This window comes from Desulfosporosinus hippei DSM 8344 (assembly GCF_900100785.1).
Lineage (GTDB): Bacteria > Bacillota > Desulfitobacteriia > Desulfitobacteriales > Desulfitobacteriaceae > Desulfosporosinus > Desulfosporosinus hippei.
Genome location: NZ_FNCP01000003.1, coordinates 225,827 through 238,531 on the forward strand (window position 1 = coordinate 225,827; position 12,705 = coordinate 238,531).

The 12,705-nt window shown below is 45.6% G+C and carries 11 protein-coding genes; all 11 read right to left on the reverse strand.

Annotation, left to right across the window (positions count from 1 at the left end; genetic code table 11):
- Window positions 1-91: 91 nt before the first annotated feature.
- The 11 genes from secG to glpA all read right to left on the reverse strand — a co-directional run bounded on the left by secG (window position 92) and on the right by glpA (window position 12,500).
- On the reverse strand, window positions 92-316 hold the full coding sequence (gene secG, locus BLS16_RS04335; protein WP_034601684.1) for a preprotein translocase subunit SecG: 225 nt from the start codon (window positions 314-316) through the stop codon (window positions 92-94).
- Between the two features lie 116 nt (window positions 317-432).
- Window positions 433-1,710: a phosphopyruvate hydratase gene (eno, locus tag BLS16_RS04340; protein WP_092330381.1), complete on the reverse strand. Its 1,278-nt coding sequence runs from the start codon at window positions 1,708-1,710 to the stop codon at window positions 433-435.
- Window positions 1,711-1,851: 141 nt separating this feature from the next.
- Complete coding sequence (gene gpmI, locus BLS16_RS04345) at window positions 1,852-3,393, reverse strand: 2,3-bisphosphoglycerate-independent phosphoglycerate mutase (RefSeq protein ID WP_092330384.1); 1,542 nt, start codon at window positions 3,391-3,393, stop codon at window positions 1,852-1,854.
- 21 nt (window positions 3,394-3,414) lie between these two features.
- Window positions 3,415-4,179 carry a triose-phosphate isomerase gene (gene tpiA, locus BLS16_RS04350; protein ID WP_092330387.1) on the reverse strand — a complete coding sequence of 255 codons (765 nt, stop codon included), beginning with the start codon at window positions 4,177-4,179 and terminating at the stop codon, window positions 3,415-3,417.
- A gap of 24 nt (window positions 4,180-4,203) precedes the next feature.
- Window positions 4,204-5,388 (reverse strand): phosphoglycerate kinase, encoded by a 1,185-nt coding sequence (locus BLS16_RS04355; RefSeq protein ID WP_092330389.1) that lies wholly within the window; start codon window positions 5,386-5,388, stop codon window positions 4,204-4,206.
- Between the two features lie 76 nt (window positions 5,389-5,464).
- Window positions 5,465-5,746: a hypothetical protein gene (locus tag BLS16_RS04360; RefSeq protein WP_092330392.1), complete on the reverse strand. Its 282-nt coding sequence runs from the start codon at window positions 5,744-5,746 to the stop codon at window positions 5,465-5,467.
- Between the two features lie 189 nt (window positions 5,747-5,935).
- Window positions 5,936-7,432 (reverse strand): glycerol kinase GlpK, encoded by a 1,497-nt coding sequence (glpK, locus tag BLS16_RS04365; RefSeq protein ID WP_092330394.1) that lies wholly within the window; start codon window positions 7,430-7,432, stop codon window positions 5,936-5,938.
- A 92-nt stretch (window positions 7,433-7,524) separates the two neighbouring features.
- Window positions 7,525-8,163, reverse strand: coding sequence for a phosphate signaling complex PhoU family protein (locus tag BLS16_RS04370; protein ID WP_092330397.1), 639 nt, complete (start codon window positions 8,161-8,163; stop codon window positions 7,525-7,527).
- Window positions 8,164-8,409: 246 nt separating this feature from the next.
- Window positions 8,410-9,657, reverse strand: a complete 1,248-nt coding sequence (locus tag BLS16_RS04375) for an anaerobic glycerol-3-phosphate dehydrogenase subunit C (protein ID WP_092330399.1) — start codon at window positions 9,655-9,657, stop codon at window positions 8,410-8,412.
- Window positions 9,658-9,673: 16 nt separating this feature from the next.
- Window positions 9,674-10,867, reverse strand: a complete 1,194-nt coding sequence (gene glpB, locus BLS16_RS04380; RefSeq protein ID WP_092330402.1) for an anaerobic glycerol-3-phosphate dehydrogenase subunit GlpB — start codon at window positions 10,865-10,867, stop codon at window positions 9,674-9,676.
- A 13-nt stretch (window positions 10,868-10,880) separates the two neighbouring features.
- On the reverse strand, window positions 10,881-12,500 hold the full coding sequence (gene glpA, locus BLS16_RS04385) for an anaerobic glycerol-3-phosphate dehydrogenase subunit GlpA (RefSeq protein WP_092330405.1): 1,620 nt from the start codon (window positions 12,498-12,500) through the stop codon (window positions 10,881-10,883).
- Between the last annotated feature and the right edge of the window lie 205 nt (window positions 12,501-12,705).

A 12,705-nucleotide genomic window follows, 5' to 3' on the forward strand; every position in this document is an offset into this window, starting at 1 on the left:
ATTCAATTAACTAGATTAACCGGATACAAAAAAATAGCACAGAAGGGCACCTCATACGAAGTACCCCTCTTTGTTGGCTTTATAAGCTTAACTACGAAACGATGGCTAAACCCAAAGAACTCAGCAAAAAGACAGCTGCTAAAACACCTGTGGCTTTAGCAAATAATTCGTCCATGCCTTTCTTCTTGCCGAAAATAGCCTCTCCGGCACCAGTAATAGCTCCTGATAATCCTGCACTTCTTCCGGACTGTAGCAAGACTGCTGCAATCAGCCCTATCGAACTGAGTATTAAAAGAATTATTAATGCAATTTGCAAAATAACTCACCCCCTAAGATACCCTTCTCATACATCACTGCGATTTTATAAATGCTCAATAGGCTCATTTTAGCACAAGCCCAGGTAAAACTCAATAAATCTTCGACTTGCGCGATCTATCTGGCCAAAGCTTTCCGCCCACGATAGACGGCGCTTTCTCCCAGTTCCTCCTCAATTCGAAGGAGTTCGTTGTACTTGGCAACCCGCTCTGTCCGTGCCGGAGCTCCTGTCTTGATCATGCCGGCATTGACTGCAACTGCGACATGCGCCAATGTGACATCTTCAGTCTCACCGGAACGATGGGAAATCACTGAAGTATAACCGGCTCTTTTGGCCATTTCAATAGCGTCCAGAGTTTCCGTTAGAGTTCCGATTTGGTTAAGTTTAATTAGAATCGAATTGGCACATTTCTCTTCAATTCCTCGTGCTAAGCGTTTGGGGTTGGTTACAAACAAATCATCTCCGATAAGCTGAACTTTATCTCCTAAACGCTTAGTGAGTTTATGCCATCCTTCCCAGTCCTCTTCATCCAAGCCGTCTTCAATAGAAAGGATCGGATAACGCTCAATCAAACCCTCATAGTAATCAATCATTTCGTCGGAAGTTTTCTTAACCCCTTCACCGGCTAAGTTGTAGGTTCCATTCTCATAAAGTTCTGTTGCTGCTACATCAAGGGCTAAGGCAACATCTTCGCCAGGTTGATATCCTGCACGTTGAATAGCATCTACTATGCATAACAAGGCATCTTCATTAGACTCGAGGCTAGGTGCAAAACCACCTTCATCACCTATTGCAGTTGCCAGAGATTTTTCCTTGAGAACCGCCTTCAAACTGTGATAAACTTCTGTTCCCATACGCAGAGCCTCGGCAAAGCTTGAAGCTCCAACAGGCATGATCATGAATTCTTGAATATCCACATTGTTATCGGCATGTTTGCCACCGTTAAGGATATTCATTAAAGGCACCGGAAGTTCTTTGGCGTTCACGCCCCCCAGGTATTGATAGAGAGGAATTCCTAATGATTCCGCCGCTGCTTTGGCAGCTGCTAAGGATACACCGAGAATAGCATTAGCTCCCAGTTTCCCCTTGTTCTCCGTTCCATCAAGTTCAATTAACAGACGATCCAGACCGGGTTGGTCAAATGGATTTAGTCCCTCTACTTCCGGAGCGATAGTCAGATTAACATTTTCAACTGCTTTCAGTACCCCTTTGCCCATGTAACGGGTATCGTCAGCATCTCGAAGTTCGACTGCTTCAAAAGCACCTGTAGATGCGCCCGAAGGAACTGCTGCGCGACCTATTATTCCATCCGTAAGTACAACATCAACCTCTACTGTAGGATTTCCTCGGGAATCCAGAATCTCCCGTGCATAAACATCTGTAATAAAACTCATTGATCAATGTCCCCCTTTTTTTATTAGAAATCTCATACTGAGAAGTTCTAGCTTAAAGTAACTTAAACCTTAACATCTGGCAATCCTTAATTCTATCAGTGAACTAATGGATATTAGGAACCCAAATTAATGCTTCCTAAGTCAAAATTCCATTAACGATTTCCCAGTCATTTCATTAGGAATAGGGATTTGAAGTAGTTTTAAAATTGTCGGAGCTATATCGCATAGTGCTCCACCTTGGCGCAGTGCTTGTCCTTTGAACCTTTCATCGGCAAGAATGAAGGGCACGCAGTTCGTGGAGTGAGCGGTTATCGGCAACATTGTCTGGGGATCTACCTTCTCCTCGGCGTTCCCATGATCTGCCGTCACAATAAGTGTTCCCTCATGTTTTCGGAGTTCATCATAGATCTGTCCTAAACATTGATCGATCACCTCTACTGCTTTGACCGTTGCCTCAAACACACCCGTATGTCCAACCATATCTGGGTTAGCAAAATTTAGAATGATCACGTCATAAGTGGACTCTCTAATTTCTCCAAGCACAGTCTGGGTTAATTCTAAAGCACTCATTTCAGGCTTCAGGTTATAAGTAGCGACTTTTGGCGATGGAATGAGGATACGCTCCTCCTTGGGATAGGGCTCTTCAAGCCCGCCATTAAAGAAGAAGGTGACATGGGCATATTTTTCTGTCTCAGCAATTCTTAATTGTTTTAGCCCTTGATCAGAAAGCACTTCACCTAAAGTATTATCCAAGTTTTGTTGAGGAAATGCTACAGGTGCCGGAATAGTTTCCTCATATTGAGTCATACAAACGAAGTGAACCTGCGGATGATTAGAGCGCTCAAATTCAGAAAACTCTTCATCAACAAAAGCGTGGGTTATTTCACGGGCACGATCCGAACGGAAGTTATAGAAAATTACACTATCCCCTTCTTGAACCTGGCCCACAGGGTTTCCTTCTTCATCATCAATCACTGTAGGTATTACAAACTCATCCGTCACACGGGTGTCATAGGAAATCTCAACAGCAGATAAGGCCCCGGCTGCATGTTTGCCTTCACCATTGACTATAGCCTGATAGCCCTTTTCTAAGCGATCCCAACGTTTGTCCCGATCCATTACGTAGTAACGACCGCTGACTGACGCTATTTTCCCCACTCCCAGATCTTTAATCTTCCCTTCCAGCTGGCAAATATATTCTTTGGCACTTTGAGGTAAGACATCTCGTCCATCAAGAATTACATGGATATAAACCTCCGTCAGTTCCTGTTTCTTAGCCATTTCCAGAAGTGCAAATAAGTGATCGATATGAGAATGAACTCCGCCATTAGAGAGTAAACCCATTAGATGAAGTCTCTTATTATGTACTCGAGCTCTGTCCATAGCTTCCAGCAAGACAGGGTTTTTAAATAGGGTTCCATCCTGAATCCCTTTATGTATTCGAGTTAATTCTTGATATACCACCCTCCCTGCCCCGATGTTCAGGTGACCTACTTCCGAATTACCCATTTGGCCGTTTGGCAATCCTACGGCTTCACCGGATGCCTGAAGAGTAGTATAGGGGTATTCTCCTTCAAGACGCTTGAAGTTTGGAATATTTGCTGAGGCAATTGCATTTCCCTCATGAGTTTCCCGACAACCCCACCCATCTAAAATCATAAGGAAAACCGGTTTGATGTCCATTTTATGTCCTTCCTCGCAAGTCTACATGGGACTTGCATTTTTGATAAGTTTCGCAAAACTAAGGGGATCAAGACTTGCCCCACCGACTAAAGCCCCATCTACATCAGGCTCCTGCATTAGTTCCCCAATATTTTCAGCTTTGACACTGCCTCCATAGAGTATAGGAACATTCTCTGAGGCTGATCCCATCAGCTCAGTCAAGGTAGCACGGATATTAGCACACATCTCTTGAGCATCTTTACTGGATGCGGTCTTACCGGTGCCAATCGCCCAAATAGGCTCATAGGCCACAATTATCCTCAACAGATCATCTTTGGATATTCCGGAAAGAGCGCTGGCAACTTGGTTTTTTACCCACTCGGCTGCCTTCCCCTCTTCACGAAGTTTCAAATTTTCCCCGCAACAAAAGATAGGAGTTAATCCCACCGCCAATGCCTGCTGAACTTTCTTAGCAACATCATGATCCGTTTCTCCAAACATTTCCCGGCGTTCAGAGTGACCGAGTATAACGTATGTACAGGCGACATCAAGCAGCATACGCGCTGATATCTCTCCGGTATAGGCACCTTCTTCCGCCCAAGCCATATTCTGCGCACCCAGATGGACAATACTTTCTTCCAACTCATTTTTTAGAGCATGGAGAGCCGTAAACGGAGCACAGAGGACAACATCTAGGTCTGTAACATCCTTGACTTCCTCTAAAAACTTTATTGCATAGTCCTCTGCTTCATTGACAGTTTTAAACATTTTCCAGTTGCCGGCGATTACCCTTCGTCGATTAGCCACTTACAATACCTCCTTTTGTAAGGCCTAGGCCTCTTCTAATGCAGCAACACCCGGTAAGATCTTGCCTTCTAAAAACTCAAGTGAAGCTCCACCCCCTGTGGAGATATGAGTCATGCGCTCCGCAACCTTCATCTTTTCCACAGCTGCCACAGAATCTCCTCCACCTACAATCGTGATTCCCCCACAGGCTGCAACTGCTTGAGCGACCTTCTCAGTTCCTTTAGCGAAGGCTTCCATTTCAAAAACCCCCATGGGACCATTCCAAATCACGGTGCGTGCTGTGGAAATGCAAGCTTCAAACTTCTCAGCAGTGGCAGCTCCTATGTCTAAGGCCATTTCTTCCTCTCGGATTTCCGAGACCCTTACTGTACGATGAGCCGCATCGGCTTGGAAAGCAGTCGCTGCGACAACATCTATCGGTAATTCAAGTTCGACTCCTTTAGACTTTGCCTTCTCAATAAGTTGCTTAGCCAATTCTACCTTTTCCTCTTCGAGAAGGGATTTTCCCACGTTATATCCTTGGGCCTTCAGGAAGGTATTGGCCATCCCCCCACCAATGATTAAAGCATCTACCTTTTCCAGCAGATTTTCGATAACTCCAATTTTATCACTCACTTTTGCTCCCCCAATAATTGCAACAAAAGGACGTTCTGGCCGTTCTAAAGCGTTACCCATAAATTCAACTTCTTTTTGCATTAATAAACCGCAAACCGCCGGAATATAGTGGGTTACCCCTTCCGTTGAAGCGTGAGCACGGTGTGCCGTTCCAAAAGCGTCGTTAACAAACAACTCCGCCAACCCGGCTAGCTCCCTGGCAAAGGAAGGGTCGTTTTTCTCCTCTTCTCCATGGAAGCGGACATTTTCCAATAAGAGGACTTGCCCATCTTGCAGCTTACTAACTGGCTCCAGGGCCGAATCCCCAATACAGTCCTTTGCGAAAACAACCTCTTGCGCTAACAAATCACTAAGATGTTTGGCAACAGGTGCTAAAGAGTACTTGGGATTAACCTGGCCTTTTGGACGCCCCAGATGGGAAGCAAGAATAACTCTTGCTCCTTCCCTGACTAAATACAAAATCGTTGGCAAGGAGGCTTTAACACGCTTATCGTTGGTAATTTCCCCCTGTTCATTTAACGGAACATTGAAGTCCACTCGAACAAGTACTCGTTTTCCACGCACTTCTACGTCTTTTACACTCTTTTTATTCATGCCAAAATCCCCTTTCACTTGACCCAAGGGTTCGGGGCCGTAATTTTTTCACCCTATAATCAGTCCCTTATTCCCGCTAAGATGTTCTGGGCATCAAGTGATTCTTAGCTTCAGATGGAGTTTGCCTAAGAGGAATACTTACTCCATCTGAAGCTAAGAAGAACTTATCCAGGGACGTAGCAGCCGTTATCTCATCCTCACCGCTAAAGTTGTTCTGTGTAGTTTGCGGTTCGGCGAAAGCAACCTGCGCCGTTATGCTTTTCTTTGCTGCAGGCGGCTTGGGCGAAACCCTCACCCGGGTTTCGTCACTGGATACTTTCGTACTTTCAAGAAGAGTCTTTACGGCTGGTGAAGTCATCGGATAAACTCCAGTTCATCTGTAGCACCAGATAAATATGTATTAGTATACCAAAAGTTCCTACTCTTATGAACTTTAATTAGCCTATTTTGTATCATTCTCTAAATAAATCCAGTTTCCTGCCATAAAACAATGTCCATTTACGATGACTATATAGAAACTGCCCTTGACCGGTAACCTTTCACTAAATTAATCTTCCCAATCCTTGCTTCGTTCAACAGCCTTCTGCCACCCTCGGTAGAGTTTAATTCTCCTCTCCTCTGACATATCCGGTTTAAAGCAGCGATCCATTCTCCAGCTTGAGCAAATTTCCCCTTGATTCTTCCAAAAGCCTACTCCCAGGCCGGCTAGATAGGCCGCTCCCAAGGCAGTAGTCTCGATAACTTCAGGTCGTTCTACCTTCACTCCTAAGAGGTCTGCTTGGAACTGCATTAATAAATTATTGGCTACTGCACCTCCATCGACTCTCAATGTCTGAAGGGTTATCTGGGCATCCTTTTCCATTGCGTCCAAAACATCTTTTGTCTGATAAGCCATTGCTTCCAAGGTTGCTCGAATCAGATGGGCCTGCTCAGTCCCCCGAGTCAAGCCAAAAATTGCTCCTCGAGCACGCATATTCCAGTGTGGGGCGCCAAGTCCCGTAAAAGCCGGAACTACATAGACCCCATCAGTATCCTCAACTGTACTTGCCATATACTCAGAATCCTGAGCTTTTTCTATCATCTTCAGTCCATCTCTCAGCCATTGGATTCCAGCCCCGGCGATAAAAACACTGCCCTCCAAAGCATACTCAACCTTTCCGTTCAATCCCCAAGCTATGGTTGTAAGCAGGCCGCTTTGGGATACAACAGCCCGTTCTCCTGTGTTCATCAGCATAAAACAGCCCGTTCCATAGGTATTCTTAGCCATCCCCGGTTCAAAACACATTTGCCCAAACAGAGCCGCCTGTTGATCGCCGGCTATTCCGGAAATAGGAATTGAGGCATCGCCGAATAAACTGATTTCCGCTTTCCCGTATATCCAACTTGAGGGCTTAACTTCCGGGAGCATGCTTCTGGGGATGCCCAGCTCAGCGAGAATTTCCTCAGACCAAGCTAAGTCATAAATATTAAACAATAAGGTCCGAGAAGCGTTAGAATAATCCGTCACATGAACTTGGCCCTTCGTCAATTTCCAGATTAGCCAAGTATCTATAGTGCCGAACAAAAGCTCTCCCTGATTTGCTTTTTCTCTGGCTCCCTCAACTTGATCCAATATCCATTTAACTTTTGTTCCTGAAAAATAGGCATCTAAAACTAACCCGGTCTTCGAGCGGATGAATTCTTCCCATCCTTTAGCTTTCAGATCTTCTACAATCTCTGTTGTACGGCGACACTGCCAGACAATTGCCGGAGAAATCGGTTTTCCTGTGGCCTTATCCCATACAACCACTGTCTCTCGTTGATTAGTGATCCCAATACCGGCAATATCCCCGGGGGAGACTCCTGTCTTGGCTAAGAGTTCTGCGATAACCCCGTATTGTGTACTCCAAATTTCCTCTGCATCTTGCTCCACCCACCCTGGTTTCGGATAAAATTGAGTAAATTCCTTTTGTGAAATTCCAACCGGTTTACTCTCATGGTTAAACAAAATTGCCCGACAACTCGTAGTACCTTGATCTAAGGCTAAGATATAGGTTCTTGGCATTCCAATCTTCTCCCCCTTTTTGCAGGCAGTACTTGGCCTAAAGAGCAAACAGCCATTTAATATGGCTGCTTATTCCTTAATTATACTATACTTCATGCTTCAGCGAGTCGTCGATTGCCTGTTTGGACATACAAAAGTGTTTCAGCCACATTTACAAGATGATCCCCCATGCGTTCAATGGTTCGGGCAATCACCAGGCACAAACCCAATTGGCCATCAGGGCATCTGGCTTGACTCCCTTTGACTAGGGCTGATTTAAAATTGTCGTAAGCTTCATCTAATACATCGTCTTCATCTGCCAAGTCCATCAGGATTTCTTTATCCCCCTTTAAGATCTCCACCGTGTGCTCGATCATCCGGAGTAGTTGCTTGGCCATCTGTTGAATATCCCCCGGCCAATTACGCTCTGGCTTTAGCTCACTCAGTTCAGCCAGATCACAAGCGTAATCAGCAGAACGTTCAAGTTCCTGGGCCATTCGCTGAAATCCTAAAATCCACCTTAAGTCTTGGCTTCTTAATTGCTGCAAACTCATAATATCAAAACTTTGATTGACGATGTTATCCCGCAGTTGATCAATCACATCATCCTTTTTTTGCCAATCCTGCACTGTACCTCCATTTTCCAAGGCCTCAATCGCAGCACATAAATGCCTTTGGACAGCTTCTGCCAACTCCACTGTCATTACACGCAAATTCAGCAAAACCCGATCATAACCTGATGTTCTAAGCATTCCTATGAATCACACCTCTTTCTGTAAAGCCTACTTGATGCCAAACTCCTGCGTGCAAAGTAGCAGAGAATTCGATTAGATTATTATATAGAGCCTTATACGGAGTGGAAACCTTCTATTCTGTTTATTACAAAAATTTTCCGACAATTACTCTTAGGGTTTTGTTGCTTTCAGCTTAATTTTGCGCCTCTGCGGTGGGAAAAGCGCGCTGAATCTTTCCTTTCACCATTAATACCCATTCTCAGTCTACAAAAATTCCGGGCTTAATCCATAAGCTTGCATAAACACCCAAACGGGATGCTTCGTTGCTATCCCTGAACCATGCTCGATTTGAACCTGGCATCCTCCGCATTCCGTTGCCATACTTTGAAACTCCCCAATACGGACACCCTCTTGAACTCGCTGAAACAAAGGTTCTCCAATTTGCCTGGCTATATCATACTTTTCCTGTTTGTATCCATAACTGCCGGATAGACCACAACATCCAGTGTCTAAATCCGACACACGTACCCCCGGAATCAACCGCAATAGGCGAACTGAGGGGGTTCCAATTCCTTGCGCCTTCAAATGACAGGGAGCATGATAGCCCAGGGAGACAGGAATCTCTTGAAAGTCTTGCTTTAGTCCTCCCCCCTCCTGCAGTTCCCACAAAAACTCAAAAAGATCATAAGCTTGACGGCCTATGAGTTCTGACCCTGAGACCTCTAAATTCGGATATTCCTCCTTTAACGCTAAGCCGCAGCTCGTACAGCCGGTAATAACAGGTACCCCTGATTGCAAATACGGATTCATGAGAGCCAAGTTTTTTTTGGCATTTCCCCTAGCTTCGTTAAACTTACCATTAGCCTGCAGAGGCACTCCACAACAGTGAAAGTTAGGCATGATCACATCATACCCATTGTGTTCTAAGACTTTAATCACGGCCTGCCCTGTCAAACTGTCATTGTAGTTGATAAAACACCCGGGAAAGAAAACCACTGCTTTTGATAGCCTATGGTTTGGCACGAGCTTATTATTCCTTATCCCTTTAAATTTTGCCTGATACGGCGGCAACGGGGCCCTTCGACTAATTCCCAGAATTTTCTCCATTAGGACTCTCACTAAGTATACTTTTAGTAAGCCATTAGTAAGACCCGGCCAGATCGTTCCTAGGCGTCCTAGGTATTCGGCTCTGCCCAAAACAAGGTCACGAACCTGCAGTCGGGTTGTTCCGCTTTTCTGAGCGGCCAAAGAGGCCTTTTCCCGAGCTCTTAAAATAATTTCTGTAATTTTAACTCCGGAGGGGCAGGTCACTTCACAGGTTTTGCAATTCGAACAATAGCTTAAACACTTGGGATCTATGTCAATACCCTCCAGCCGGAAACGCTCTGCATCAGGCCCAACACTTTTGGGCCCTGAAAAAAGAGGCTGCACCATCGCCACCGGGCATTGGGAGGTACAGGCGCTGCACTTAATACAGGCATCTAAATTTTTAACGGAATCCAGTTTATTCATTTGACCTGCATCCTTTCTATACCTGCTCTCCTGCGAACCATCCTGATGCCAGAGAGACTCCTCCTCCGCAGCGCTCCACCCACGGATCCCAATGGGCCAGCATTCGACCGATAATCCGAACATTTTCTAAAAGGACTTCTTTAGAAGCGGAATCAATGGGCCTCAACTGATTATCGGTTTCAACCCCCATCCGGGCATAAGGCTGTTCCCCTAAAAACTCTGAATTTGTCCATCCTGATGGAACAAATGGCGGCAACCCAAACACCATCTCTTTAGCTGCTTCAAGGGTCACCTCAATTCCCCCCCCAAATATCCCACCAGTGGCCAGCACAAAAACACGAGCGGAAAACTCCGAATCCTTCCCTTTACTGTTTACAATAATTTTATGACACTGCTTACCCTTAAGCTCAACCTTCTTGACACCTGAGCCCACTAGTAACTCTCCACCTAAAGCCTTAAATTTTTGGACTAACCCCCGGTAAAGATAATATCCGCCGTCAGACGGCGGGAAGGCAGTCATTTCTATCACCGAAAAGGGCAAATTGGACTGGACCTCTCTTAATGGTTGGGAAAATACACTTGTCAGTCCCGGAAAAATAACCACTGCTTTGTCCGGTTCAAATGAGTCCAGAGACTTCCAGACACCCTTCAGAGTCTCGATCCCGGAAGCAGTACGCCAATACTTCCCACAGTCCATCCCTGTAATTGGTTTTCCGAGAGTATACCAGGCTTCAAATGCCTCTACTCGAAAGGGATGCAGCACTACCTCTGCTTGAGGATAAGCCTTTAACAAGTTACTTTTGGCAACCTCCGGAAAAAAGTCCTTCATTCCTTCAAGAGCCATTAAAATAATTTTATGAGTTTCCGAGAGAGCCTGGGTGTTCAGCCCGCGAGGAATAAGTCCCGCTTTTCTGGGGGATCCCAAAGGGGTCAAAACAAACTGCGGCTCCCTCCAATTTCCCCAATAGTCCGGAAAGAGAGTCTGGAAATATTCCGCAGCGCTGCGAACCACCCTTTCTCCCAATAAAGCATAAGGATGACTTTTCTGATTCATGAGTCTCTCTGCATCCCCCAAATCGATTACACCGGAACTATAGGTCAAGCTTCCAACTCCTTCAGAAACAATCAATACCTTTTTGCCTCTTTCAGCAGCCCGTATTCCTGCTAAAAGGCCGGCTAAACCTCCACCAATAATAATGCCATCCCACACTTGAATTCCTCCTTCAAATATCCCTAATCCCATTGAGCTGAAGTATACTTGTATAGATGGCCCGGGTTAACTCTGTTTCACGCAATTGCTGACCCCAAAGAATCGGCCGTATTCCCTTCCAACGTTGATTGATAAATCGTTTTAATTCATCTTGTAAGGGATCAAATTTGGCATGTTCCAATCCCAACAACGGCAAAGCACGATAGGTACAGAAAGCTCCCTGGCATGTTCCCATTCCCAGTCTGGTCTTGCGCCTTATGTCCGCCAAGTGGTGAGCGTCGGCATCCAAGGCCACCTTTTCAACCTCTGCAACAGATACCATTTCACACTCACAAAGCATCTGCCCTTTGCTGGGGTCATTTTGGATTTCTAATAACACTGCCCCAGCATCCTCTCCAAGCCGCTCAAGCATCTTCTCGGCTGCTGCACAGGGCAAAAGTTGGAGGGCTTGTTTTTTAAGATCCTCTGAAATCTCTGATAGCAATTTCTCCTGAGCAGTAGAGCAGGGCCTTAGATTTCCGAACCGTTTCGCGACCCAATCTGCAACCTTCTCTGCCATCAAACGATAGGTGGTAAACTTCCCTCCGACAATACTGATCAGCCCTTGCACCTGATCATGGATTTCATGATCAATGAGCGCAAAGTTTCTGCTGACCTCTCGCCCCTCATCCATCTTTCCTGAAACCTCACTATCTTCACGATGAAGAGGCCGCACTCCGGCAAAGGCCCGTATTACTCTACGCTCCATAATCTTAGGAAGCAGCTCCTCTCCCATCATTAATAAACGTCTGATTTCTTCCTCCTTAGGCTGATTTTCCCTTGGAGAACCTACGATTTCCGAGGTTGTACCTAAAATTGTAATAGTTTCATGTGGAACAAAAATATCTCCATCACTAGGTGGATGCAAGCGATTGATCACACGTTGAAAGAGCCGCTGATTGAAGGCTAACAAGGTCCCCTTGTCACAGATGACGTCTAAGTGGACACCGATTGAACCAGCTATCTCTGAAGCCCAGGCCCCGCCTGCATTGACTACCACTTGACAGCCAATTAATAATTCTTCCTGATTTAAAAGATTCTTGGCGGCTACCCCTACAATCCGCTTGTTTTCCAGAATAAGCCTTTCCACCCGGTGATAGGTCTTATAGTCTCCTCCATAACGTTTTGCCGATTTGGCATTGGCCCAAACAAGCTTAAATCCATCTACTGTAGCATCGGGCACTTCGAAAACTCTTAAAATATTCCTCTTCAGCAAGGGCTCTTTCCAATAGGCCTCTGACAAAGATATTTCTCGCAGGGGAATCCCGGCATTGGCACATCCTCTAAGCCACTGCTCTACATAGTCGGGATCATCCTCCTCAGATTGCACAAACCACCCTCCCGTATCCGAAATGCAGTGGGCTGCTATCTTTTTGAGGATAATATTCTCAGAGATACACTCCGCAGCAGACAGCGGATCCTTAACGGCATAACGTGCTCCACTGTGTAATAAGCCATGAAAACGGGAGCTTGTTCCGTGGGCTAAGTCCCCTTGCTCCAGTAATAGTGCAGAAATCCCTCGCATACTCAAATCCCGCAGAACCCCTACTCCCGTCGCACCGCCACCGACAATTACAACCTGATAATCCTGCATATTCTCTCCCCCATATTAAACAAAAAGCCACCGGCGGAACCGTCTAAGACGCTTCCTCCAGTGGCTTCTCTTTTTCTCGCTTTTAAGGCCTCTTTGAAAGCATTTTTATTCAAACTTATCCATCCAGTTCTTCCATCTTCTTAGTACCTTTATCTTGTACAAAATAGCCAAACATCTTTAACCTCAGGGAATATCCACGGTTAGG

Bases quoted from the DNA above. Each gene is read 5' to 3' on its own strand.
- eno (WP_092330381.1), bottom strand. From the start codon at position 1,710: ATGAGTTTTATTACAGATGTTTATGCACGGGAGATTCTGGATTCCCGA.
- gpmI (WP_092330384.1), bottom strand. From the start codon at position 3,393: ATGGACATCAAACCGGTTTTCCTTATGATTTTAGATGGGTGGGGTTGT.
- BLS16_RS04355 (WP_092330389.1), bottom strand. From the start codon at position 5,388: ATGAATAAAAAGAGTGTAAAAGACGTAGAAGTGCGTGGAAAACGAGTA.
- BLS16_RS04360 (WP_092330392.1), bottom strand. From the start codon at position 5,746: ATGACTTCACCAGCCGTAAAGACTCTTCTTGAAAGTACGAAAGTATCC.
- glpK (WP_092330394.1), bottom strand. From the start codon at position 7,432: ATGCCAAGAACCTATATCTTAGCCTTAGATCAAGGTACTACGAGTTGT.
- BLS16_RS04370 (WP_092330397.1), bottom strand. From the start codon at position 8,163: ATGCTTAGAACATCAGGTTATGATCGGGTTTTGCTGAATTTGCGTGTA.
- BLS16_RS04375 (WP_092330399.1), bottom strand. From the start codon at position 9,657: ATGAATAAACTGGATTCCGTTAAAAATTTAGATGCCTGTATTAAGTGC.
- glpA (WP_092330405.1), bottom strand. From the start codon at position 12,500: ATGCAGGATTATCAGGTTGTAATTGTCGGTGGCGGTGCGACGGGAGTA.